Annotated in this window: 21 protein-coding genes and 1 tRNA gene; 16 read left to right on the top strand and 6 right to left on the bottom strand. The window is 69.6% G+C overall.

Annotated elements, in window-relative coordinates; translation table 11 throughout:
- Positions 1-11: 11 nt before the first annotated feature.
- From DO944_RS11000 to DO944_RS10985, 4 genes are all read left to right on the top strand, one after another.
- Positions 12-1,520 (top strand): malate:quinone oxidoreductase, encoded by a 1,509-nt coding sequence (locus tag DO944_RS11000; protein WP_181574220.1) that lies wholly within the window; start codon positions 12-14, stop codon positions 1,518-1,520.
- A 5-nt stretch (positions 1,521-1,525) separates the two neighbouring features.
- Positions 1,526-2,140, top strand: a complete 615-nt coding sequence (locus tag DO944_RS10995) for a thymidine kinase (RefSeq protein ID WP_112617208.1) — start codon at positions 1,526-1,528, stop codon at positions 2,138-2,140.
- A gap of 101 nt (positions 2,141-2,241) precedes the next feature.
- Complete coding sequence (locus tag DO944_RS10990) at positions 2,242-2,961, top strand: FadR/GntR family transcriptional regulator (RefSeq protein ID WP_112617207.1); 720 nt, start codon at positions 2,242-2,244, stop codon at positions 2,959-2,961.
- Between the two features lie 48 nt (positions 2,962-3,009).
- Positions 3,010-4,293: an alpha-hydroxy acid oxidase gene (locus DO944_RS10985; RefSeq protein ID WP_112617206.1), complete on the top strand. Its 1,284-nt coding sequence runs from the start codon at positions 3,010-3,012 to the stop codon at positions 4,291-4,293.
- Positions 4,294-4,390: 97 nt separating this feature from the next.
- Here DO944_RS10985 and DO944_RS10980 read toward each other — a convergent pair whose 3' ends face one another.
- The 4 genes from DO944_RS10980 to DO944_RS10965 form a co-directional block, all read right to left on the bottom strand.
- Positions 4,391-5,155 carry an HAD-IIB family hydrolase gene (locus DO944_RS10980; RefSeq protein WP_162815461.1) on the bottom strand — a complete coding sequence of 255 codons (765 nt, stop codon included), beginning with the start codon at positions 5,153-5,155 and terminating at the stop codon, positions 4,391-4,393.
- Between the two features lie 61 nt (positions 5,156-5,216).
- Positions 5,217-5,290, bottom strand: a tRNA-Pro gene (locus DO944_RS10975).
- Positions 5,291-5,338: 48 nt separating this feature from the next.
- A complete protein-coding gene (locus DO944_RS10970; protein WP_112617204.1) occupies positions 5,339-6,268 on the bottom strand; it encodes a metallophosphoesterase in 930 nt (309 codons plus the stop codon).
- The gene (locus tag DO944_RS10965; RefSeq protein ID WP_112617203.1) at positions 6,268-8,808 is read right to left on the bottom strand and encodes a transglycosylase domain-containing protein; all 2,541 of its coding nucleotides are present in this window, start codon (positions 8,806-8,808) and stop codon (positions 6,268-6,270) included. The genes DO944_RS10970 and DO944_RS10965 overlap by 1 nt, the downstream gene beginning before the upstream one ends.
- A gap of 107 nt (positions 8,809-8,915) precedes the next feature.
- Between DO944_RS10965 and DO944_RS10960 the strand changes: the two genes are divergently transcribed.
- From DO944_RS10960 to DO944_RS10950, 3 genes are all read left to right on the top strand, one after another.
- Positions 8,916-9,137 (top strand): DUF4177 domain-containing protein, encoded by a 222-nt coding sequence (locus DO944_RS10960; RefSeq protein WP_094261190.1) that lies wholly within the window; start codon positions 8,916-8,918, stop codon positions 9,135-9,137.
- A complete protein-coding gene (locus DO944_RS10955; protein WP_112617202.1) occupies positions 9,134-9,601 on the top strand; it encodes a RidA family protein in 468 nt (155 codons plus the stop codon). Before DO944_RS10960 ends, DO944_RS10955 begins: the two co-directional genes overlap by 4 nt.
- Positions 9,602-9,703: 102 nt before the next feature.
- The gene (locus tag DO944_RS10950) at positions 9,704-11,443 is read left to right on the top strand and encodes a Na+/H+ antiporter (RefSeq protein ID WP_112617201.1); all 1,740 of its coding nucleotides are present in this window, start codon (positions 9,704-9,706) and stop codon (positions 11,441-11,443) included.
- A gap of 22 nt (positions 11,444-11,465) precedes the next feature.
- Here DO944_RS10950 and acs read toward each other — a convergent pair whose 3' ends face one another.
- Together acs and DO944_RS10940 are read right to left on the bottom strand one after the other, a co-directional pair.
- Positions 11,466-13,430, bottom strand: coding sequence for an acetate--CoA ligase (gene acs / locus DO944_RS10945; RefSeq protein ID WP_112617200.1), 1,965 nt, complete (start codon positions 13,428-13,430; stop codon positions 11,466-11,468).
- Positions 13,431-13,717: 287 nt separating this feature from the next.
- Positions 13,718-14,989 (bottom strand): MFS transporter, encoded by a 1,272-nt coding sequence (locus tag DO944_RS10940; protein WP_112617199.1) that lies wholly within the window; start codon positions 14,987-14,989, stop codon positions 13,718-13,720.
- 106 nt (positions 14,990-15,095) lie between these two features.
- On the opposite strand from DO944_RS10940, the gene DO944_RS10935 reads away from it, so the two are divergent.
- The 9 genes from DO944_RS10935 to DO944_RS10895 all read left to right on the top strand — a co-directional run bounded on the left by DO944_RS10935 (position 15,096) and on the right by DO944_RS10895 (position 24,430).
- Positions 15,096-16,112 carry a TadA family conjugal transfer-associated ATPase gene (locus tag DO944_RS10935; protein WP_112617198.1) on the top strand — a complete coding sequence of 339 codons (1,017 nt, stop codon included), beginning with the start codon at positions 15,096-15,098 and terminating at the stop codon, positions 16,110-16,112.
- Complete coding sequence (locus DO944_RS10930; RefSeq protein ID WP_112617197.1) at positions 16,109-17,008, top strand: type II secretion system F family protein; 900 nt, start codon at positions 16,109-16,111, stop codon at positions 17,006-17,008. The genes DO944_RS10935 and DO944_RS10930 overlap by 4 nt, the downstream gene beginning before the upstream one ends.
- A 96-nt stretch (positions 17,009-17,104) precedes the next feature.
- A complete protein-coding gene (locus DO944_RS10925; RefSeq protein ID WP_112617563.1) occupies positions 17,105-17,305 on the top strand; it encodes a DUF4244 domain-containing protein in 201 nt (66 codons plus the stop codon).
- Between the two features lie 26 nt (positions 17,306-17,331).
- On the top strand, positions 17,332-17,640 hold the full coding sequence (locus tag DO944_RS10920; RefSeq protein WP_240309716.1) for a TadE family type IV pilus minor pilin: 309 nt from the start codon (positions 17,332-17,334) through the stop codon (positions 17,638-17,640).
- Complete coding sequence (locus tag DO944_RS10915) at positions 17,640-17,957, top strand: helicase (protein WP_112617195.1); 318 nt, start codon at positions 17,640-17,642, stop codon at positions 17,955-17,957. Before DO944_RS10920 ends, DO944_RS10915 begins: the two co-directional genes overlap by 1 nt.
- 352 nt (positions 17,958-18,309) lie before the next feature.
- Complete coding sequence (gene topA / locus DO944_RS10910) at positions 18,310-21,015, top strand: type I DNA topoisomerase (protein ID WP_112617194.1); 2,706 nt, start codon at positions 18,310-18,312, stop codon at positions 21,013-21,015.
- Positions 21,012-21,650 (top strand): dTMP kinase, encoded by a 639-nt coding sequence (gene tmk / locus DO944_RS10905; RefSeq protein WP_112617193.1) that lies wholly within the window; start codon positions 21,012-21,014, stop codon positions 21,648-21,650. Before topA ends, tmk begins: the two co-directional genes overlap by 4 nt.
- 75 nt (positions 21,651-21,725) lie before the next feature.
- Positions 21,726-22,880 carry a DNA polymerase III subunit delta' gene (locus DO944_RS10900; protein ID WP_112617192.1) on the top strand — a complete coding sequence of 385 codons (1,155 nt, stop codon included), beginning with the start codon at positions 21,726-21,728 and terminating at the stop codon, positions 22,878-22,880.
- Positions 22,877-24,430 (top strand): alpha/beta hydrolase, encoded by a 1,554-nt coding sequence (locus tag DO944_RS10895; protein ID WP_112617191.1) that lies wholly within the window; start codon positions 22,877-22,879, stop codon positions 24,428-24,430. The genes DO944_RS10900 and DO944_RS10895 overlap by 4 nt, the downstream gene beginning before the upstream one ends.
- The last annotated feature ends 16 nt before the right edge of the window (positions 24,431-24,446 follow it).

The following is a 24,446-nucleotide window of genomic DNA, read 5'->3' as shown; positions in this document are numbered from 1 at the left end:
GGGGCGGCGGGATGCCGCGCGCCGCCACCGGGATAGACTGGTGCATCGTGAGTGAAAAGGTCGACGTCGTCCTGATCGGCGGGGGCATCATGAGTGCCACGCTCGGTGTGCTGCTGAAGCAGCTCCAGCCCGATTGGAAGATCGAGGTGCACGAGCGCCTGTCGGATCTGGCGCAGGAGAGCTCGAACCCGTGGAACAACGCGGGCACGGGTCACGCCGCGCTGTGCGAGCTGAACTACACGCCCGAGGCGTCGGACGGCTCGGTAGATCCCGGCAAGGCGATCACGATCAACGAGCAGTTCCAGCAGAGCCGTCAGCTCTGGGCCTCGCTCATCGAGCGCGGCATCCTCGACGAACCGTCGACGTTCATCAACGCGACGCCTCACATGACCTTCGTCCGCGGTGAGAAGGACGTCGCGTTCCTCAAGCGCCGCTACGAGGCGCTCAAGGACCAGCCCCTCTTCGCGGGCATCGAGTATTCGGAAGACTCGCGCGTCATCAACCAGTGGGCGCCGCTGCTGATGCAGGAGCGCCGCAAGGGCGAGCCGTTCGCGGCGACGCGCGTCCCCGCCGGCACGGATGTCGACTTCGGATCGCTCACCCGGCAGCTGTTCTCGCACCTGCAGGAGCAGGGCGTGGAGGTCATCACCGACCGTGAGGTGCGCACGCTGAGCCGCCAGAAGGACGGCTCGTGGCGGGTCTTCTGGCGCAATCGCCTCGGCAAGACCCCCGGGCACACCGACGCGCGCTTCGTCTTCGTCGGGGCCGGCGGCTGGGCGCTAAAGCTGCTGCAGAAGTCGGGTATCCCCGAGATCAAGGGCTACGGCGTCTTCCCGATCGGCGGGCAGTTCCTCAAGACCACGAACCCCGCCGTCGTCTCGCAGCACAAGGCCAAGGTGTACTCGCAGGCCTCCGTGGGTGCTCCGCCGATGTCGGTTCCCCACCTCGACACGCGCGTCGTCGACGGCGAGGCCTCGCTGCTGTTCGGACCGTTCGCGACGTTCAGCCCGAAGTTCCTCAAGAACGGCCGCATCACCGACATCGTGTCGCAGGTGCGCCCCCACAACCTGCTGCCGATGCTGAAGGTGGCCGTCGACAACCCGAGTCTCATCTCGTACCTCGTCGGCGAGCTGCTCAAGAACCACCGCAAGAAGGTGGAGTCGCTCCGCGTCTTCATGCCGACCGCGAAGGACGAGGACTGGGAGCTGATCCAGGCCGGTCAGCGTGCTCAGGTCATGAAGAAGGACCCGAAGAAGGGCGGCGTGCTGCAATTCGGCACCGAGGTCGTGACCTCTGCCGACGGGTCGATCGCCGGTCTGCTGGGGGCCTCGCCGGGCGCCTCGACTGCGGCATCCATCATGCTCGGACTTCTCAAGACGTGCTTCCCCGACCGCATCGCGGGCTGGGAGCCCGAGCTGAAGAAGCTCATCCCGAGCTACGGGCAGCCGCTGAACCCGCGGGCGGATGCCGCTCGCGCGTCGATCGAGGCGACGGCCGAAGCGCTCTCGATCAATCCCTGACGGGCATGGCCAAGCTCTACTTCCGTTACGGAGCCATGAACTCCGGCAAGTCGACGGCTCTCCTGCAGGCGGCTTACAACTACGAGGAGCGCGGCCAGCACGTGCTGCTCGCGAAGCCCGAGATCGACACGAAGGGCGCGGGTCAGATCGCAAGCCGGCTGGGCGTCGAGCGAGACGTCGACTTCCTCGTCGGTGCGGGCGACGACCTGCGGGCCGTCTTCGGCGTGCATCGTGAGCGCGTGCGCGCCGAGACGGGAGCGGATGTCGCCTGCCTCCTCATCGACGAAGCGCAGTTCCTGACGTCGGAGCAGGTCGACGATCTGCTGCGGACCGTGGTGGAGGAGAACGTCCCGGTGCTCGCCTACGGCATCCGCACCGATTTTCAGACCCGCGCCTTTCCCGGTTCGGCGCGTCTGATGGAGCTCGCGCACAGCCTCGAAGAGCTGAAGACGATCTGCCGCTGCGGGCGGAAGGCCCTCTTCAACGCACGTCTGGTCGGCGGACGCTTCGTGTTCGAAGGCGACCAGGTGGCGATCGACGAGCTCGCTCTCGACCGGGTGACGTACGAGTCGATGTGCGCTGAGTGCTATCTCCGCGAGTCGGGTGGTCGCCTCGCCTGAGGTGTCCGGCGACTGATACGTTTCACGACGCGCCTGTCCAGCGCTTTGCGCGGTCAGACCACAAGATGTATCGTGGTCCGGCCACCAAGGAGAGGGGCGTCATGGCTGACGGAACCCCGGCGCGCGCCTGGCGCGTCGTATTGGAGAAGATCGAATCCGATCTTCTCGCCGGCAAGCTCGGTCCCGGCGACCGACTGCCGTCCGAGCGCGACCTCGTCGCGCAGCTCGGGGTCGGGCGATCCAGCGTGCGCGAAGCGCTCCGCGTGCTGGAGGTCATGGGCCTCATCCGCACCGCGACGGGATCGGGGCCGAGCGCGGGGGCCATCGTCGTGGCCCGCCCGACCGGCGGCATGCAGGCGCTCCTCCGGTTGCAGGTCGCCGCGCAGGGCTTCGCCATCTCGGATGTCGTGAACACGCGTCTCCTGCTCGAGGAGTGGGTCGCCGGTGAGCTGGCCGGCTCGTCCGACGTCGATCTCGAGCGGGCGCGCGAAGCGCTCCGTGCGATGGATGCCGCCGACCTCAGCCCCGCCGACTTCCTGGCACTCGATGCGCAGTTCCACGTCGCCTTGGCCGAGGCGTCGGGCAACGAGGTCGTGGCGGCGATGATGGCGGGCCTCCGGTCGTCGATCGAGGACTACGTGCTCCAGGGTGCCGCGCGCATCCCGGATTGGGACAGCGCGGTGGACCGCCTGCGCGACGAGCACAACGCGATCGTGGCGGCGATCGACGAACAGCGGGTAGACGATGCCCGCACCGCCGTCCACGACCACATCACGGGGTACTACGCGTCCGCGAACCCCGTGCGCCCCGAATCCACCTGAACCCATCCGGTCCGACCCCGTCGGCCCCGCCGGAACTGAGGAGAGAATATGGTCACCCGACAGTTGCCCAAGATTCCCGAGCTGCTCGAACTGATGCAGTTCAAGGCCCCCGATCTCAATGGACGCCGCCGCCGACTCACGTCGGCCCTGACGATCGATGATCTGCGGACCATCGCGAAGCGCCGCACGCCCAAGGCGGCGTTCGACTACACCGACGGTGCCGCGGAGGGCGAGATCTCGCTCGCGCGAGCACGGCAGGCGTTCCAGGACATCGAGTTCCACCCCGACATCCTGCGTCCGGCGGAATCGGTCGACATGTCGACCGAGATCCTCGGCGGGCGCTCGGCGTTGCCGTTCGGAATCGCCCCGACCGGATTCACCCGGTTGATGCAGACGGAAGGCGAGAGCGCGGGGGCATCCGCCGCGGGCGCGGCCGGCATCCCGTTCACCCTCTCGACGCTCGGGACGACGTCGATCGAGGGCGTCCGGGCGGCCAACCCGCACGGACGCAACTGGTTTCAGCTCTACGTCATGCGCGATCGAGAGATCTCATATGGTCTCGTCAAGCGGGCGGCCGAGGCGGGCTTCGACACTCTCATGTTCACCGTGGACACCCCGGTTGCGGGAGCGCGCCTGCGTGACAAGCGCAACGGATTCTCCATCCCGCCCGCGCTGACCGTCGGGACGATCGTCAACGCCATCCCGCGCCCCTGGTGGTGGATTGACTTCCTCACGACGCCCAAGCTCGAGTTCGCGTCGCTCACGACCACCGGCGGCACCGTCGGCGAACTCCTCAACGCCGCGATGGACCCGACCATCAGCTACGACGACCTCGAGGTCATCCGCAGCATGTGGCCCGGCAAGATCGTCATCAAGGGCGTGCAGAACGTCGAGGACTCCAAGCGGCTCATCGACCTCGGCGTAGACGGCATCGTGCTCTCGAACCACGGCGGCCGCCAGCTCGACCGCGCCCCCGTGCCGTTCCACCTCCTGCCGCAGGTCGTGCGCGAGGTCGGGAAGGACGCCACGGTCATGGTCGACACCGGCATCATGAACGGTGCCGACATCGTTGCCTCCATCGCGCAGGGTGCCAAGTTCACCTTGATCGGGCGCGCGTACCTTTACGGGCTCATGGCGGGCGGCCGTCAGGGCGTGGACCGGACCATCGCGATCCTGCGCAGCGAGATCGAGCGCACGATGCAGCTGCTCGGCGTCTCGAGCCTCGAGGAGCTCGAGCCGCGTCACGTCACGCAGCTGCAGCGGCTCGTGCCGATCACAGGCTCGGCGCCGCGTCGCGCCGCCACGCGGGCCAAGACGGCGTCGCGAGCCTGACGACGGGACGCGAAGCAACGGGCCCCGGTGCCGGCAGTTGTCAGGCTGCTCGGCCCGGGGCCCGAATGCGTGGCGCGGTGTCGCCCGCGTCAGGGGGTCAGCGCAGCGGAAGCGTGGGGATGAGCTGGTCGAGGAAGTCGGCGGTCTCTTCCCAGCCCTCGACCGCGTGGCAGGCCACGCCCATCGCGAGCACCGGATAGTCGTTGCCGTTCTCGTCGAGACGGTCGCCGACGAACAGGATGTCGTCCTGCGGGATGCCGCTCTGCTCGATCAGCCGGGTCATGCCGTAGGCCTTGTCGATGCCGCGCTCGGTGATGTCGACCGACGTCGAGCCGCCCGCGCGCACCTCGAGGTCGGGGATGCGGTCTGCCACCGCCGCTCGCAGCGCATTCTTCTTCTCGCCGGAGGGATCCCACGCCATCTTGGCGTCGACGGGAGCCTGCTGACCCAGCGCGGAGAACGTGATCTGAGACCCACGGTCCTCGAGGATGGGGCCCCAGGTCTCGCTCTCCCACAGGCCGAGCCGACGCGCCTCTTCCTCGACCGCGGCGAGGGCGCGGGACTTCTGGTCATCGGTCAGCGAGCGGGCGTAGACCGTCTCGATGCCGGCGGGGGAGAGGCGGTAGTACTGCGTTCCACAGGTCGGCAGCAGGTGGAAGTGCGACAGCAGGTCTGCATCCGTCTCGGGCAGCTGGTCGACGACCTGCGCGGTGAACTGCGCGAGCTGTCCGCCGGAGATGATCGCGACCTCCACACGGGCTGCGAGCTCGAGCAGCTGGCGCCCGATGCGCGGGTTGATGGCGCTCTTCGAGGGAGCGAGGGTGTCGTCGAGGTCGAAGGCGACCAGTCGGGGGATGGGCATCCGTGCTCCGTTCTCCGGTGGCATGAAAGAGGCCCCGCCTTGCGGCGGAGCCTCTTCGCTGTCGGGGTGACAGGATTTGAACCTGCGGCCTCGTCGTCCCGAACGACGCGCGCTACCAAGCTGCGCCACACCCCGTGGCAACCCTCCAAGCTTACCCCGATCCGGCTCGGAAGACGAATCGGCTCACGCCCGCGCGCGGAGGACCAGCACGGAGGCCTCGGGGCGGCACCCGAAACGCACCGGCGCATAGATGGAGTGACCGAGGCCCGCGCTCACATTGAGTGGGACACGGTCCGCACCCCATGAGCTCAGGCCGCGCGCCTGATCGAGCGGAATATCGCAGTTGGCGACGAGGGCGCGCGAGGCGAAGGGGATGCGGACCTGCCCGCCGTGAGTGTGGCCGCCGAAGACCATGTCCGCCCCCAGATCCACGAAACGGTCGAGCACGCGGCGATACGGGGCGTGGGTGACGCCCAGGGTCAGGTCGGCGCTTCTGCGGCCTTGCAGGGCCGCCAGAGCGCCCGGCAGCACGTCGAGGTCGTCCCAGTCGCGGTGCGCGTCGTCGACCCCGACGCCGTCGATTCGCATGCCGGCCACGCGCACGGCAGCGGCGGCGTTGTCGAGCTCGGACCAGCCGAGGTCCTCGGCGAAGAACGAGTCCATCGCCGCGGTGTCGAGTTTCGGCGCCGCTTTGGCGTGACGCGAGGGGCCCGTGAAGTAGCGCAGCGGGTTCCGCGCGCTCGGCTCGAACACGTCGTTCGACCCGTGGACGAAGAAGCCCGGCACGCCGCGAAGGGGAGCAAAAGCGCGGCGGATGCCGGCGAGGCCGCGTGCGTGCCCGAGGTTGTCGCCCGTGTTGATGACCAGGTCCGGCTGCGTCGTCTCGGCCAGCTCTGCGATCCACCGCTGCTTGCGCTGCTGCCACGGCGCCATGTGGGCGTCGGAGAGGTGCATCACGGTGATGCTGGGGCTGCCCTCGGGCAGCACGTGGACTTCGTGGCGACGGACGGTGAACAGATGGCGCTCGATGCCCACCCCCCAGACGACCGCACCGCCGGCGCCCAGGGCGCCGGCGGTGGCGATCGTGGAGAGCGTCCTGCGGACGCCTGCCATCAGCAGTTCTTCGCGGTGTACTCGATGGTGATCTGCGTCCCGCGGCCGACCGCCTCGCCTGCGGCAGGGCTGGTGCCCGTCACCGTCGGCTGCGGCGGGTCGTCCTTCTCGGTACACGCCGTCGTCACGCTCGTGAAGCCGGCGGCTCGCAGTTGGCGCTCGGCCTCCTGCGGGTTGCCCGTCACCGGCGGCACCGTGGCGCCCTGACCGTTGCTCGGTGTGATCGTGATGGTCGCGCCGCCCGCGGCGCGACCCGCGCCCGGATCCTGCGACACGATCCGGCCTTCGGGCTCGGTCGAGTCGGTGGGCTCGGCGACGTTCACCGAGAAGCCGGCCGCCTCGAGGGTGCCGCGCGCCTCATCGACGTTCTGACCGACGACGTTCGGGAGCTCCGTGAGGGTGTTCTTCGTGAGGTTCGTGTCCGGGGTCGGGAACCGATCGCCGCCGAACTTGGCGTTCGCCGCTCCCTGCATCTTCGGCCAGATCGCGTTTCGGATCTGATCGAGTCGCCATCCGTTGACGCGGTACTCGTTGAGCTTCGCGAAGCCGTCGACGTTGCCGACCCAGACCACGGTGGCCACCTTGGTGCTCGCACCGTCCATCCAGGTGTGCTCGTACTCGTGGATACCGGTCTTGCCGAACACCGGCACGCCGTCGAAGATGCGGGCGCCCTGGCCCGTCGCGTTCATGACGCCTTCGAGCGCGAAAGCGGCAGTGGCGGCGACGTTGGCGGAGATGGCCTGGTCGCAACTCGTCTGCGGCGTGATGTCGGTGCCGTCGGACTTGACCGCACGGTCGATGACCTTCGGCTCGCACCGCGTGCCTCCACCGGCAATCGCCGCGTAGGCCTCCGCCATGTCGATGGGTGCCACCGCCGCGGATCCCAGCACGTCATAGGGGTTGTTGTTGATGTCCAGCGGGTCGCCGTTGGACTGCATGACGCCCATCTTCATCGCGACCTGGTTGGTCGAGCACACCGAGATGCGCTCGGCCATCGCGAGGAAGCCCGAGTTCAGCGAGTCTTCGGTGAACTTCTTGATCGTGCCCGAGTAGCCGTTGCTGCTCTGGAAGTTGCCGATCTCGTTCGGGCGGCCGCTGTTGCCGGTGCGGACGTTCTGGGTGGCGCCGTCGCAGCTCGTCAGCACGCGCTTGTTCCCGACACGGCCGTTGATCACTTCGTTCACGGAGTGCCCCTGCTCGAGCCAGTTGATGAGGCTGAACACCTTGTAGGTCGAGCCCGCGGAGTGACCACCGCCGCCGTCCTGGTTGCGCACGTTGTAGTTGACCGGGGTCACCGTGCCGGCGTCGTCTCCGGTGGGCGCGAATGGGCGATTCTGCACCATCGAGAGCACGCGGCCGGTGCCGACCTCGACCTGGACACCAGAGGCGCCGAGGTTCAGACGGTCGTCGGTCGCGGGCACGACGGACATCGCGTCGAGCGCGGCATCCTGGAGCTGCGGGTCGAGAGTGGTGTAGATCTTCATGCCGCCGCGGCGCAGGTTCTGTTGGCGCTCCTCGAGCGACTCGCCGAAGGCCGGGTCGTCGAGGACGATGTTGCGGACGTACTCGCAGAAGAACTCGGCGCCGGCGGCGAGCTGGCAGCCCTGCGGGCGCTCCTGGATGTTCGGGGTGATCGGCTCCGCGATGGCGGCATCCCGCTCTTCCTGCGTGATCTTGCCATCCGAGAACATGCGGTTGAGCACGTAGATCTGACGGTCCTTCGTCAGCTCGTAGCCGTTCGCCGCGCCGTTCGACTCGCTGTCGGGACGATCCAGACGGTAGGTGTTCGGCTCCTGCACCATGCCCGCGATCGCCGCGGCCTGGCCGATCGTGAGCTGCGAGGCGGGCACGCCGAAGTAGTACTGCGACGCCGCGCCGATGCCGTAGACGGTGCCGCCGAAGTGCGCGATGTTCAGGTAGCCGAGCAGGATCTCGTTCTTCGGATACCGCTTCTCGAGCTGGATCGCGTACCGCATCTCCTGCAGCTTGCGCTCGATGCCGTCGGTGCCGGAAGAGACGGTGGTCGAGCGGAAGCACGCCTCGACCTCGTCCTGCGACTTGGCTTCCTTCTCGCACGCCTGCTGCAGCACGTTCTTGACGTACTGCTGGGTGATCGACGAGCCGCCGCGGGTGTCGCCGCCGCGCAGGTTGCCGAACACCGCGCTCGCGGTGCCGAGAAGGTCGACGCCGCCGTGCGTGTAGTAGTTCTTGTCCTCGCTCGACGTGATCGCGTCGAACATGACCGGCGCGACCTCATCCCACGTGACCGGGATGCGGTTCTGGTCGTAGAACTGCGTCATGAGGACGTCGTTGCCGTCTGCGTCCTTGCGGTAGAACTCGGTCGGCAGCATGAGCTCGTCGACTTCGAGGTAGCTCGGCATGTTGTCGAAGACGTCGATCGCGCTGGTGGCTGCGTAACCCGACACGGCGATGGCGGGGGTCACGGTAGCCGTGACGAGGATCCCGGCCACAGCGCTCAGGCCGACCAGGCCGGCGAGACCGCCGAGCACACCGGTGGCCGTGCGTTTCTTGTGAGGCATAGGGTGATCGTAAGCGAGATACCTGGGCATCCGCCTCAGGACCACCCCTTGCGCGCGTGCCTCCGCGCATGCCGGCGCGCGAGCGAAAGCCACAGATCGGAGCCCCGATGACGACGTGGGAGTACCTCACCACGCCCCTGCTGATCCACAACACCGCGGCGATCCTCAACAACTGGGGCAAGCAGGGCTGGGAGCTCGTGCAGGTCGTTCCTGGACCCGAGGGCGGGCTCGTCGCTTACTTCAAGCGTCCCGTGGGCGGGGGAGCAGCCAACGCCGGTCTCGGGGCGGCCCACCAGGCGGCCCAGCAGTTCGAGGGCACGGGCGCATGAGCGTCTCGGCGCGTCTGGCCGAGCTCGGCATCCAGCTTCCGCCCGTCGTCCCGCCCGTCGCCGCCTACATCCCCGCGACCGAGCACGACGGTCTCGTCTACACCTCCGGGCAGCTGCCCATGGTCGACGGTGCGCTGCCCGCGATCGGCAAGGTCGGCGAGGGCGACGGTCTCGTCGCCGCCGACGCGGCCAAGCAGCTCGCGCGTCAGTGCGCGCTCAACGCCATCGCCGCCGCGGCGGATGTGGCCGGCGGTGTCGACAACCTCGCTCGGGTCGTGAAGGTGACCGGGTTCGTGGCGTCCGTCCCCGAGTTCACGGGACAGCCCGGTGTCATCAACGGTGCGAGCGAGGTGCTGGGCGAGATCTTCGGCGACGCCGGTCGTCACGCGCGGTCGGCGGTCGGGGTGCCGGTGCTGCCGCTCGACTCTCCGGTCGAGGTCGAGGTCGTCTTCGCCCTGGTCTGATCCTCGGGCTCTCCGCCCACCGCGAACCTCGGCCGGAACACCGCCCGTGCGGTCGCTCGCGGCCCTACGCTCTGGTGTGGACCACGCGGAAGGGCGGTAGGGATGCAGGGACTCGAGGTCACGGTTCTGCTGGGCATCGCCCTTCTGGTCGGAACCGTCCTGGCGCCGCGGCTGCGCGTCGCGACGCCGCTGGTCTTGCTCGTGATCGGTCTGCTGCTCGGGTTTGTCCCCGAGCTGCGGGCGATCGAGCTGCCGCCGGAGACGGTGCTGCTGCTCTTCCTGCCGGTGCTGCTGTTCCGCGAGGCGTGGACGACGTCGCTCCGCTCGGTCCGCCGGTCGCTCCGCTACATCGTGCCGATGAGCACCCTGCTCGTCGTCGCCTCGGCGTTCGCCGTCGCGGCGGTCGCGACCTGGCTCGGTGTGCCGTGGGAGGCCGCCCTCGTGCTCGGGGCGGCGGTCGCGCCTCCCGACGCCACCGCGGTGGCCGCGCTCGGCAGGCTGCTTCCCGCCCGCACCTTCATGAAGCTCAAGGCCGAGAGTCTTACGAACGACGGCACCGCCCTCGTCCTCTACGCCATCGCGGTCTCGCTCCTGCTCGGCGACCAGGTCAGCGCCCTCTCGATCACGGGCATGGTGCTCCTCTCGTATCTCGGCGGCGCTGCGGCCGGCATCGCCGTCGCGGCCCTCGCCTTCCTCGCGCTGCGGCGGATGCAGTCGACTCTGACGATCAACCTGACGCTGCTGCTCGTTCCGTTCGTCGCGTTCCTCATCGCCGAGCTGATCGAGGCGTCCGGCGTGCTCGCCGTGGTCTTCGCGGGGCTCATCGTCGCCTGGGTGTCGCCGCGCATCACGACGGCGATGTCGCGCCGGGCCGCCGATGCCACCTGGCCGTTCGGGGTGTACCTGCTCAACGGAGCGCTGTTCGTGCTCATCGGCCTCGAGGTCCAGCTGGTGCTGCATGAGATCTCGCCGTCGGAGATCGGCATCCTGCTTCTCGTCACTCTCGCGGCGTGGGTCGCCCTCTTCGTCGTGCGCTACCTGTTCCAGTGGCTGTTCTCGCCCTTCTCGCGCCCGGCGGCCGGGTCGAGCAGATCGCTGCGTCATCGCTCGCGGGTCGTCAGCACGGTGTCGGGGTTCCGCGGCGCCGTGTCGCTCGCCATCGCGCTGTCGGTGCCGATCACGACGGCTTCGAGCGAGCCGGTCGAGGGACGCGATTCGATCGTGTTCGTCACCGCGGGGGTCATCGTGCTCACGCTGCTCGTGCAGGGGCCGTTGCTGCCCGTCGTCATCCGGTGGGCGAAGCTCCCTGCCGACGATGCGGCGATCGAGGAGTACGAGCTCGCCCAGCGGGCCATTTCGGGCGCCGCTCTCGCAGCACTCGACGACCTCGCCGCGGAGCACGGGGTCAGCGATCGTGTCCGCGACCGTGCCCGGCACGAGGGCTACGAACGCCTCGAGCTCGCCAACGCCCGCGCCGTCGCGCGCCAGCGGGCGGCGGAGGAACGCGACCCGGATGCCGACATCGACGACGACTCGTCCGACGAGGATGCGTCGCGCATGGGCCCCGTGCCGCCGGGACCGTCGGACGGGGACGGGCATCGGCCTGCGCCGCAGCTCGAGATGCTCGCCGTGAGCGACGACATCGACTTGACGCAGCGCTCGCCGCTCATCCGGCACCGGGAGGCGACGCGGCTGCGGCTGGCGATGCTCGATCGCAAGCGCGAGGTGCTGCTGCGCCTGCGGCGTGACGGCACGATCGACGACCTCGTGGCACGCCGCATCCTCGCCGACCTCGACATCGAGGAGATCCGGGCCCGCGGACTCGATCGCGACGCCGAGTGACGCGATCGAGCCCGCGCGCGGGCTACTTCAGCTGTGCGCTGATGACCGACATCACCGCGGTGTCGGCGAGTGTCGTGGTGTCGCCGACCTCCCGGCCCTCGGCGACATCCCGCAGCAGTCGTCGCATGATCTTGCCCGAGCGGGTCTTCGGCAGCTCGCCGACGATGTAGACGTCGCGGGGCCGCGCGATGGGTCCGATCTGCTCGCCGACCCATTGCCGGAGCGACGTCGCGAGACCGTCGGGGGAGTGGGCGTCGAGGTAGCTCTGCTTGATGATCACGAACGCGACGACGGCCTGGCCCGTGGTCTCGTCGGAGGCTCCGACGACGGCCGCCTCGGCGGTCGATTCGTGCGCGACGAGCGCGGATTCGATCTCGGTCGTCGACAGGCGGTGGCCCGAGACGTTCATGACGTCGTCGACGCGGCCCATGAGCCAGATGTCGCCGTCGTCGTCGAGCCGGGCGCCGTCGCCGGCGAAGTAGTAGCCCTGCTTCTGGAACTTCTCCCAGTAGGTCTCGACGAAGCGGTCGGGGTCGCCCCAGATGCCGCGCAGCATGCTCGGCCAGGGCTCGGTGATGACGAGGAGTCCGCCGTTTCCCTCGCCCACGCGGTTGCCCTCCTCGTCGACGACGTCGATCGAGATGCCGGGGAGCGCGACCTGCGCGGATCCGGGCTTCGTCTCGGTGATGCCCGGCAGCGCCGAGATCATGATGGCGCCGGTCTCGGTCTGCCACCACGTGTCGACGATGGGCGCCTTCTTGCCGCCGATGACCTTGCGGTACCACATCCACGCCTCGGGGTTGATGGGCTCGCCCACCGAGCCGAGGAGGCGGATGCTCGACAGGTCGTACTGCGCCGGAACCTGACGGCCGACCTTCATGAAGGACCGGATCGCGGTGGGGGCGGTGTAGTAGATCGTCACGCCGTACTTCTGGATGATCTCCCACGAGCGGCCCGAGTGGGGCGTGTCGGGGGTTCCCTCGTAGAGCACCTGCGTCGCGCCGTTGGCGAGCGGTCCGTACGTGACGTAGCTGTGGCCGGTGACCCACCCGATGTCGGCGGTGCACCAGTAGACGTCCGTCTCGGCGTGCAGATCGTGCACGACGCGGTTGGTGAACGCGGCCTGCGTCAGGTATCCGCCGGAGGTGTGCAGGATGCCCTTCGGCTTTCCCGTCGTACCCGAGGTGTACAGGATGAACAGCGGGTTCTCGGCGGGGAACGCCTGTGCCTCGTGGTCGGGGGATGCTGCGGGCACGACGTCGTGCCACCACAGGTCGCGCTCGTCGTTCCACTCGATGTCGTTGCCGCCGCGCCGCACGACGATGACATGCTCGACCGTGAGCTGCGGACCTGCGCCCCGGTCGGCCAGCGCCTGGTCGACGGCGGGCTTGAGCGGCGAGACCTTGCCCTTGCGATAGCCGCCGTCGGCGGTGATGACGAGCTTGGCTCCGGCGTCGTCGATGCGGGTCCGCAGGCTGTCGGCGGAGAACCCGCCGAACACGACCGAGTGCACGGCGCCGACGCGGGCGACGGCGAGCATCGCGGCGACGGCCTCGGGGATCATCGGCATGTAGATCGCGACGCGGTCGCCCTGCTCGATCCCGAGCTCGGTCAGGACGTTGGCGAGGCGCTTGACCTCGTCGGTGAGTTCGCCGTAGGTGACGGCGCGGTCATCGCCCGGCTCGCCCTCCCACAGCAGCGCGACGCGGTCGCCGAGGCCGGCCTCGACGTGACGGTCGAGGCAGTTGTACGCGACGTTCAGCTCGCCGTCGGCGAACCACTCCGCGAACGGGGGATTCGACCAGTCGAGTACCTGCGTGAAGGGCTTGTGCCAGTGCAGCTCCCGGGCCTGGTCGGCCCAGAAGCCCTCGCGGTCGGCTGCGGCGCGCTCGTAGAGCTCGGCGGTGCCGACGGCGGATGCGGCGAACTCGGGCGACGGCGCGAACCGTCGGGTCTCGGTCAGCAGGTGGTCGATCTGGCTGCTCATACGGCACGCTCCTTCGCGGTCGATGGCGCCGCGCGCGGGCGGCGTGCGGTCAATCTAGACCGCGGCGAGATCAGGAGACTACCGCCGATAGTGGGTGGTCATGCCGAGGGTGGCGCGGGGGTGTGGTGATTGGGTCGCAGCCGGTTCGACAGCGTAAGCTGATCCCGGCTGCGACATCGTTCGCGCCCGTGGCGGCCCGACCTACCCCCCAAGCGGCGGGACGTTGCGTGGACGGCACCCCTATCCCCCAATGTGGGGTGCCGTCCTTCTTCTTTTTCTCGCGGGTTTCACCTGGCGAGGTGGTGCTTCCACTCGTCCGGCAGCGCACGGTGGGGCCGCAGCGGCGAGAGAGCGAACGCGGCCGCTGCGAGGGTGAGCAGCAGAGGCGACAGCAACAGGGCGACACCGTTCGATGCCGCGCTGCCGACGATGCCCGCGACGAGTGCCCCGAGGGGCATGGCGCCCTGCGTGACGAATCGGTTCGCGGCGGTGGCTCGTCCCATCAGCTGTGGCGGAGTCACCTCGGCGCGCAGACCGGCCGAGCTGATCATCGTCGTCACGACGATCAGGCCGAAGGCGAAGCTCGACCCCGCGACGAACACGACTGAGGGAAGCGGCACCACGTACGCGGACGGCAGGATCAGTGCGGCCACGGGAAGCAGGCAGTATCCGATGAGCATCGTTCGGATGGGACCCAGGCGGGTGCGGATCCGCATGGCGACGAACGACCCGATGATGGCCCCGGTCGCCCCGATGCCGCTCGCAAGCGCGTAGCCGCTCGCGGTCATCCCGAGGTCGTCCAGCGCGACGAGAACGATCAGCGTTGCGAAGACGCCGGCGCCGGCGTTGATGAGGGCATTCGTGACGAGCATGGTCCGGAGAACGGGATGCCGCCGGACGAACGCGATCCCCTCGACGAGCGACGCCCAGAACGGGGGAGGGGCGACACCCTTCTCGCGAGGCTCCGGTGCGCGGATGAGCGAGGCCGCGACGGCGGCCAGGATGCCGGTGACCGACGTGATGACGTAGAGGAGCGGTGCCGCCAGGCGTGTGAGCACGGCTGCTGCCAGCGCGGGGCCGACGACCTGCATCGAGGTGTCGGTCGACTGGATTCGAGCCGTTGCCTCGGATACCCGCGACGGCCCGACGATGGCCGGGGTGAACGCCGTCTGCGCCGTGTCGGAGAATACCGACGTCACGCTGATGATCGCGGCGACCACCATGAGCTGCCACACCGAGAGCCAGCCGGCGATGTACGCGACCGCGACGCTCGCCGCAGCGACAGCACGGATGAGCTCGGTGCACACGAGGACGGGCCTCTTAGGCCACCGATCGACCCAGACGCCGGCCGGGAGACCGATCACGAGATAGGCGCTCAGGCCGAGCGCGGAGATGACACCGACCTGCCACGCCTCGGCTCCGAGGACGGCCACCGCCGTCACCGACAGGGCGAGTGTCGCGAACTGGCGTCCGGTCTCCTGGAGGGCATTCGACGCCCACAACCATCGGAAGCCCGTGTTGCGGTGAACCGCACCGGTCGACTCGTCGTGAACCACCATGCCAGTGTCTCGTTCCGGTTCCTCCCCAACGGGGATAAGACACGGCTTGTGCCACGAATGGCGGCGGCCCGCGAATGAGGGCGGGGGCGCTTTCTAGTGTCGGGGCATGGCATCAGCATTCGTCGTCGTTCCGCGCCCGGGCTCCGCTGCGGCCTCACGCGGCGAACCGGCGTCGGTGCCGGGACCGCGGCGACAGCTCCCCGATGATGCGGCGCTCGACCCGCTGCGCGAGTACCTGCTCGATCCCGATGTGACGGACGTCTTCGTCAACGGGGAACGCGGCGTCTTCATCGACCGCGGTCGGGGCGCCGAGGCCGTCGAGGGGTGGTGTCCGAATGAGGCGGAGGTGCGCGCTCTCGCCGTCGCGTTGATCGCCCTCGGCGGGCGTCATCTCGACGACGCTACGCCCTGTGCCGACGTGCGCTGGGCCGGCGGCATCCGGGTGCACGCCGTGCTTTCGCCGGTGGCCTGCGAGGGGTCGGTGATCTCGATCCGGCTCCCCGCGGTCGAGCAACTGAGTCTCGCCGATCTCGAGCAGCGAGGCATGTTCGACACCGCGGTCGCCGCGGACCTTCGTCGGCTCGTCGAGGAGCGGACCAACCTCCTCGTCACAGGGGCGACGGGCGCCGGCAAGACGACGCTCCTCGCAGCGCTGCTCTCGGCCGCGAGCCCGACCGACCGGATCGTCACGATCGAGGATGTCGCCGAGCTGAGGCTCGATCACCCGCACCATGTGAGGCTAGAGGCGCGCCAGCCCAATCTCGAAGGCGCCGGAGCTGTGCCGCTCGCTCGGCTGGTCCGGGAGGCGCTGCGCATGCGGCCCGATCGGCTCGTGGTGGGCGAGTGCCGCGGCGAAGAGGTCCGCGAGTTGCTGACCGCCCTCAACACGGGGCACCAGGGCGGAGCAGGGACGGTGCACGCGAGCGGTCTGGCTGAGGTCCCGGCCCGGCTCGAGGCGCTCGGTGCGCTGGCGGGCCTCGACGATCACGGCGTCGCCCGCCAGGTGGTGAGCGCGATCGGCGCGGTCGTCCACGTAGGAAACGTCGACGGTGTGCGACGGGTCATGGGGATCGTCCGCCCGGTCCTCCGGGACGGGCGCCTCGGAATCGAGGAACAGGCATGACGCGGACTTGGCGCTGGCGCCGTTCCGCGGCTGAGTCGGATGCTGCAGCGGCGGATGTCGCACCCGTCCTGCATCGTCTCGCCGTGCTCCTCGAAGCAGGCATCGCACCCGACCGGGCCTGGGAGCACCTCGCCGCCTCGGGTGACTCGGCACCTCGGCGCGTGCACGAACAACGACGAGCGGGCCGACCGCTCGCCGACGCCATCGCTGCCGAGGAGGGCGCCTGGTGCGAGGTCGCCGAAGCCTGGCAGGTCGCGACGACGGTGGGCGCCCCGCTCGCGCGCACGCTGCGCGGGATGGCCGAGGCGCTCCGCGACGCCGAGGCAGCGCGTGACGACATCCGCGTCGCGCTCGCCGAGCCGACGGCCACGGCGCGCCTGGTCGGGTGGCTGCCGCTCGTCGCCGTCGCGCTGGCACTGCTGCTCGGTTTCGATGTGCTTGCCACGCTGCAGCACCCTGTGGGCGCAGCGTGCCTCGTCGTCGGGGCGCTGCTGATGGTGGGCGCGCACGTGTGGACACGTCGTCTCGTAGCTCGCGCCCGGCCGGGCGGTGGTATCCCGGGCATGTCGGCGGAACTCCTCGCGATCGCGCTGTCGAGCGGCGTATCGATCGGCCGTGCGGAGGAGGTACTGGCATCCGTCGACGTCTCGCCGGCGGATGCCGACCGCGACGTCCTCGATCTCTCGACCTCGGCAGGCGTGCCGGCGGTGGACCTTCTGCGCGCCACCGCGGAGCTCGAGCGTCACCGTGCCCGCATCGAGGGGCGGATGCGGGCGGCACAGCTGACATCACGGCTGCTGCTGCCGCTCGGGGTCTGCACACTACCCGCGTTTCTCCTCATCGGCGTCGCGCCGATGCTCCTCAGCGCGATGACGAGCACCTCGGTGACGCTGTGACACCGCCACCCCCGCGCGAGCTCGATCGCGTCCGACCAGACCCAGACCGTGCCCACCGTGCCCGATCCGAACACGCAACGACAGAACGGAGCAGACATGAACCGATCCCTTCCTCGATTGACGCGAGCGCGCGCCGCGAGGCTCTTCGCCGACGAGTCCGGCGCCGCGACCGCGGAGTACGCCATCGCGACGATGGCCGCCGTCGCCTTTGCGGGCCTGCTGGTGGTGATCATGCGCAGCGACGAGGTGCGCGGCATCCTCACCGATCTCGTGCGGCGGGCGTTGACCGTCGAATGAGGTTCTGCCGAGACGAGCGCGGTTCGGTGGCCGCCGAATTCGCGGTCGTCGTTCCGGCGGCGATGCTCCTGGTGCTGCTCGCCGTCGCCGCGTTGGCGGCGGCGGGCACGCAGATCCGGCTCGAGCATGCGGCTGCTCAGGCCGCGCGGCTCGTCGCGCGCGGCGAGGATCCCGGGCGCGCGGCGGCGGCGGTGCAGGCAGCGGCAGGGGGCGCCGCGCTCGACGTGCGATCCGACGCGGACCTCACGTGCGCGATCGTGACGGCCGATCATGCGATCCCGCTGCCGCTGCCGTCACTGCGCGCGGAGAGCTGCGCGCTCACCGGAGGGCTCTGATGGCGGGCGTCGCGACGGCCATCGGCGTTCTGGCAGTGACGGCGACGGTCGCCGCGGGCTGCGCCCTGGCGGGAGTCGCGGGGATCCAGTCGGCGCGGGTGTCTGCCGTCGCCGACACGGCGGCGCTCGCGGCGGCCGATGCCGCGCTCGGGTTCGTCGGGGGAGTGCCGTGCGAGCGAGCCGGGCAAGTCGTCGCACGGTCGGGGCTCGCGCTCACAGCGTGCGAGGTGGACGGCGTGGTCGCGACCGTCGCGGTCGCGTCGTCGGGCGGTGTGTTCGCTGTCCAGGCGCGCGCCCGGGCCGGCCCGCCGGAGTGACTCATTCGATGTCTCGACCGCGGTCGTGAACCCGCCACCCGGGGGAGCGGCCCGGTCGCCTCAGCCACCGGGCCTGGCCGAGTGGGACTGATCAGGAACCGCCGGCTTGCTGCGATCGTAGGGGGCGTCCGTCATCCGCCGCGTGGGGGTCATCCGCAATGCGTGATTCCCGGCTGAACCCCGTCGCATCCTGCCGTCGCCAGGCGCGCCTGTGAAGGGTGTATTTCGCGTGCACGCGCGCGCCCGCGCGGCCCGTGAGCCCCGGCATGCCGACGCGAGGATATGGCGCGCCGTTCCCAGCGTCCTCCACCGTGTGGCGCGTGTATGGTGTGCGCTGGAGAAAGGAAGACTCGTGGCAGGCGGCAAGAAACTCGTCATCGTCGAGTCCCCGACCAAGATGAAGTCGATCCAGGGCTACCTGGGCGACGAGTACGAAGTGCTCAGCTCGGTCGGGCACATCCGGGACCTCGCTAAGAAAGAGGACATCCCGGCCGACAAGAAGCAGGCGTACGGCAAGTACTCCATCGACGTCGAGAACGGCTTCGATGCGTATTACGTGGTCAGCGATCGCAAGACCAAGACCGTTGCCGAGCTCAAGCGCGCCCTGAAGGACGCCGACGAGGTCCTGCTCGCCACCGATGAAGACCGCGAGGGCGAGGCGATCGCCTGGCACCTGCTCGAGGTGCTCAAGCCCAAGGTCCCGGTCAAGCGCATGGTCTTCCACGAGATCACCAAGGACGCCATCCGCGCGGCTGCCGACAACACCCGCGAGCTCGACCTCGCGCTCGTCAACGCGCAGGAGACCCGCCGCGTCCTCGACCGCCTGTACGGGTGGGACGTCTCACCCGTGCTCTGGCGCAAGATCGGCTCCGGCCGCGACGGTCAGGCGCTGAGCGCCGGCCGCGTGCAGTCCGCCGCGACCCGCATGGTCGTCGAGCGCGAGCGCGAGCGGATGTCGTTCGTCTCGGCGTCGTACTGGGACATCGAGGCCCACGCGGCGAAGGACGGCGGCTCGTTCTCGACCCGCCTCGCGCGTCTCGACGGCGCCCCGCTGGCCCGCGGCACCGACTTCGACGACGCCGGATCGCTCAAGAAGGCGGTCGTCGTCCTCAGCGAGAAGGACGCCCGCGAGCTCGCCGCAGCGATCGAGAAGGCTGCCACCGCCGCCGTCACCGCGGTCGAGGCCAAGCCCGGAACCCGCAGCCCCAAGCCGCCCTTCACGACCTCCACGATGCAGCAGGAGGCCGGCCGCAAGCTCTCGATGAGCGCCAAGCACGCGATGAGCGTCGCCCAGCGTCTCTACGAGAAGGGCTACATCACTTATATGCGCACCGACTCGACCGCTTTGTCGGCTCAGGCCGTGACAGCGGCGCGCACGCAGGCGGTCGCGCTGTACGGTGACCGTGCTGTTCCCGCGAGCCCGCGCTCGTACCGCAACAACGCCAAGAACGCCCAGGAGGCGCACGAGGCGATCCGCCCGTCGGGCGAGGAGTTCCGCACGCCTGCATCCGTCGCGTCCGGTCTCGACCGCGACGAGCAGCGCCTGTACGACCTCATCTGGAAGCGCACCGTCGCCAGCCAGATGTCCGACGCGAAGTACGAGACCACGACCGTCACGCTCGAGGTCGACGCAGCCGGCAAGCGGGCCGCTTTCACGGCATCCGGCACCGTCTACACCTTCAAGGGCTTCCTCGAGGCGTACGAAGAGGGCAACGACGAGAAGCGCGGCGACAACGACCGCTCCGCCGACCAGTCGCTGCCGCCCGTCGCCGTGGGCGACGAGCTCGCGCTGTCGGATGTCGAGCCCAAGGGTCATGCGACGAGTCCCAAGCCCCGCTACACCGAGGCGAGCCTCGTCAAGGCGCTCGAGGAGAAGGGCATCGGCCGTCCGTCGACCTTCGCGAGCATCATCGACGTCATCCTCGAGCGCGGCTACGTCACCAAGCGTGGCCAGGCGCTCGTCCCCAGCTGGCTCTCGTTCAGCGTCGTGCGGCTGCTCGAGCAGCACTTCTCCGACCTCGTCGACTACGACTTCACGGCGGCGCTCGAAGACGACCTCGACGCCATCGCCCGGGGCGAGCAGGCGCGCGAGGCATGGCTGAAGGAGTTCTACTTCGGCTCGGACAACCACGTGGGCCTGCGCAACATCGTCGAGAACCTCGGTGACATCGACGCCCGCGAGCTCAACGCGACGCCCATCGGCGACGTGGCGACCCTGCGGTTCGGCAAGTACGGGCCGTACCTCGACGTCCCCGTCGGCGAGGGCGAGACGCGCATCGTCAACGTCCCGGACGACCTCGCGCCCGACGAGCTGACGCCCGAGAAGGCGCAGGAACTCATCGACGCTCCCGTCGCCGGTGACCGCGTCCTCGGTGAGAACCCCGAGAACGGCAAGCTCATCGTCGTCAAGGACGGACGCTTCGGCCCTTACGTGCAGGAGCTCGAGCCCGAGCCCGAGGAGACCGTCGACGAGGCGACCGGCGAGGTCGCCCCCGCCAAGAAGAAGACGACGAAGAAGAAGGAAGCGGCCCCCAAGCCGCGGACCGCGTCGCTGTTCAAGTCGATGAGCGTCGACACGGTCGACCTCGAACAGGCGCTCAAGCTGCTGTCGCTTCCTCGCGTCGTGGGCGTCGACCCCGAGTCGGGCAACGAGATCACCGCGCAGAACGGCCGCTACGGTCCGTACCTGAAGAAGGGCACCGACTCGCGCACGCTCGCGAGCGAGCAGCAGCTGTTCGACATCACGCTCGAGGAAGCCCTCGCCGTTTACGCGCAGCCCAAGTACGGCGCTCGTGCGGCGTCCAGTGCGCTCAAGGAGTTCGAGGCCGACCCCACCAGCGGCAAGCCGATCAAGCTGAAGGACGGCCGCTTCGGCCCCTACGTCACCGACGGCGAGACCAACGCGACGATCCCGCGCGGTGAGAACGCTGAAGAGGTCACGTTCGAACGCGCCGTTCAGCTGCTCGCCGACAAGCGCGCCAAGGGCCCGGCGCCCAAGCGCAAGACGGCGGCGCGCAAGACCACGACGACACGCAAGCCCGCGGCAAAGAAGAAGTGACCGGCACCGCCGACCGCGGACTCTGGATCACCCTCGAGGGCGGCGACGGGTCGGGGAAGACGACCCAGGCGACCGCTCTCGAGGCCTGGCTCCGCGAAAGCGGACGCGAGGTCGTGCGCACGCGCGAGCCGGGCGGCAGCGACGTGGGCGTGCTCATCCGCGACATCGTCCTGCACCACCGGGGAGACATCGCTCCGCGCGCCGAAGCCCTGCTGTACGCCGCCGACCGTGCACACCACGTCGCGACCGTGGTCCGTCCGGCCCTCGACCGCGGCGCCGTCGTCGTGCAGGATCGGTACCTCGATTCGTCCGTGGCCTACCAAGGGGCCGGACGGGTCCTGGATGCCGGCGAGGTGCGCGACCTCTCGCTGTGGGCCACCGACGGCGCGCTACCCGACATCACGGTGCTGCTCGACCTCGACCCCGCCGCCGCCCGAGCACGTCTCGACGCCGACGACAAACCGTTCGACCGGCTCGAGGCCGAGAAGGCCGATTTCCACGAGCGTGTGCGCACCGCCTTCCTCGGGCTCGCCGCAGCGGAACCCGAGCGGTTCCTCGTGCTCGACGCATCCCGTCCACCGGTCGACCTGTCCGTCGAGATCCGTGCACGTGTCGAACGCTCGCTGCGCGGCTGAGTCGGCGCGGGCGGCCGGCCGCGGCCCGCGCGGCGCGGGGTAACCGACGTCGGAGGCTCCCCGTAGGCTGGACCCATGACCGCCTCCGCTCCGCTCGCGCCGCCGTGGGGCGAGGTCTGGGGTCAGGACTCGGCCGTCGCGGCGCTGCAGGCCGCGGCATCCGACCCCGCGCAGCTCGCGCACGCCTGGCTCATCACGGGCCCGCCCGGCTCGGGGCGTTCGACGCTCGCGCACGCGTTCGCGGCAGCGCTGATCGCCGAGCCGGGGGATGAGGGCGCGATGCGGCAGGTCCTCGCGGGCACGCATCCCGATCTCACGGCCCTCCGCACGGAGGGCGTGGTCATCTCCATCCGCGACGCCCGAGCGCTCGTCGAACGGTCGTACTTCTCGCCGTCTCTCGGTCGCTACCGCGTCATCGTCGTCGAAGACGCCGACCGGATGGTCGAGCGGACGAGCAACGTTCTGCTCAAGGCTCTCGAGGAGCCGCCAGAGCAGACGGTCTGGGTGCTGTGCGCGCCGAGCGATGCTGATCTGCTGCCGACGATCCGGTCGCGCGTGCGAACGCTGCGACTGCGTGAGCCCGACGTAGCGGATGTCGCACGGCTCATCTCCGCGCGCACGGGCGTCGACGAAGCGGTGGCCGAGCAGTCCGCTCGTCTCGCCCAGCGCCACATCGGTATGGCCCAGCGCCTCGCGACGGATGCCGCCTCTCGGGAGCGCCGTGATGCGACGCTGCGCGCGGTGCTGGCGGTGCGCGGAGTGTCCGACGCCGTCGAGACGGCCGGTCGCATCGTGAGCGCCGCGACGGAGGATGCCAAGGCCTTGACGGCCGAACGCGACGAGTCCGAGCGCGAGGCGTTGCGGCGCACGCTCGGGGTCGCTCCGGGTGCACCCGTGCCGCCCGCCGTGCGCGGTCAGCTCAGCGCGCTCGAGGACGAGCAGAAGCGTCGGGCGACGCGCAGCCTGCGCGACGGCATCGATCGGGTCCTCACCGATCTCGAATCGATGTACCGCGACACGCTGATGCTGCAGTTCGGCCGGGAGGGCGACCTCATCAATCGCGAGCTGACGAGCGAGCTCGCCGCTCTTGCGTCGGCATGGACTCCCGACCGCACGCTCGTCGTGCTCGATCGCATCTCGGCCACGCGGAGCGCCCTCGAAGGCAACGCGGCCCCCCTGCTCGCCCTCGAGAGCATGCTCATCACCGTCGCCAGCGGAAGGACACCGTGAAAGCTCCCCGTCGTCTGGTCACCGTCGTCGCGATCGCCGCGGCCACGGTGACGGTCCTCACCGGATGCGTCTTCAAGGGAAGCCCCGATCAGGCTTCGCCGGCGCCGAGCCGCACACCCATCACCGAGGGCGTCTCAGCGGATCTGATGCCGTTCTACGGGCAGGAACTCGAATGGGAGTCCTGCGTGGGCGCCGACTCGGGTTCATACGATTGCACGACAGTGCGCGCGCCGCGTGACTGGAACGATCCGTCCGCGGGCGAGATCGAACTCGCGGTCGTGCGGCGGGCGGCGGGATCGGGCGAAGCGCTCGGGTCGCTGCTGGTCAATCCCGGCGGTCCCGGCGCGAGCGGGTACGACCTGATCGCCGACAGCGCCCAGTTCGCGGTCGGGTCAGTGCTGGCCGACGCCTACGACGTCATCGGGTTCGACCCGCGCGGCGTGGGCCGCTCGAGCGCCGTCGCGTGCTTCGACGCCGCGGGCACCGACGCCTACTTCTTCGACATCCCGGCCGCCCCTCGCGGTACGCCCGAGTGGGAAGCGGAGTTGACCGCCCGCAACGAGCAGTTCGCCGCCGCCTGCGACGAGAACAGCGGCGGCATACTGCCCTTCATCACGACCGAGTTCGCCGCGCGCGACATGGATCTGCTGCGTGCGGTGCTCGGCGACGAGAAGCTCAACTACCTCGGGTACTCGTACGGAACCTTCCTCGGGGCGACCTACGCCAAGCTCTACCCCGAGAACGTCGGGCGTCTCGTGCTCGACGGTGCGATCGACCCGAGCGTGTCGTCTCTCGATGTCAGCGCCACCCAGGCGGTCGGCTTCGAGTCGGCGCTGCGCGCGTTCATGGCGGCATGCATCGAGGAGGAGGACTGCCCCTTCCGCGGGTCCGTCGATGACGCGATGACCGACCTCGGGACGCTGCTTGCGAGCGTCGACGCGTCGCCCCTGCCGGCATCCGACGGTCGCCGGCTCGGCGCCGACTCGCTCATGACCGCGATCATCGCCGCGCTGTACTCGCAGGACAACTGGCCGATCCTGAGGCAGGCTCTCTCGCAGACGCTGGCGGGCGACCCGCAGACGGCGTTCCTGCTCGCCGACTTCTACTACGCGCGCACGTCCGACGGGCAGTACTCGGACAACTCGTCCGAGGCGTTCCGCGCGTACAACTGCATGGACTACCCGGCCGAGAACGACCCCGAGGCCGAGGCCGCGTCGAAGGCGCGCCTCGCGGTAGAAGCGCCGACGGTCGCACCGTACTGGGAGGGCGTCGACGCCTGCGCAGTCTGGCCGTACCCGCCCACCGGTACCCGCGGCGAGATCACGGCCGACGGTGCCGCGCCGATCGTCGTCGTGGGCACGACCAACGATCCCGCCACTCCGTACGAGTGGTCGGAATCGCTCGCCGATCAGCTCGCCTCGGGCGTGCTCGTCACGCGAGAGGGCGAGGGGCACACCGGGTTCCAGAAGGGCAACTCGTGCGTCGACGACGCGGTCGAGGCCTTCTTCCTCGACGACACGGTGCCCGAGGACGGCCTCGTCTGCCGCTAGGTGTCTGGTCCCTCGG

The sequence above is a fragment of the Microbacterium sp. SMR1 genome (assembly GCF_003289625.1).
Taxonomy (GTDB): domain Bacteria; phylum Actinomycetota; class Actinomycetes; order Actinomycetales; family Microbacteriaceae; genus Microbacterium; species Microbacterium plantarum.
Note: the sequence above shows the minus strand (reverse complement) of the source record. Positions and strands in the feature narration are given on the sequence as shown.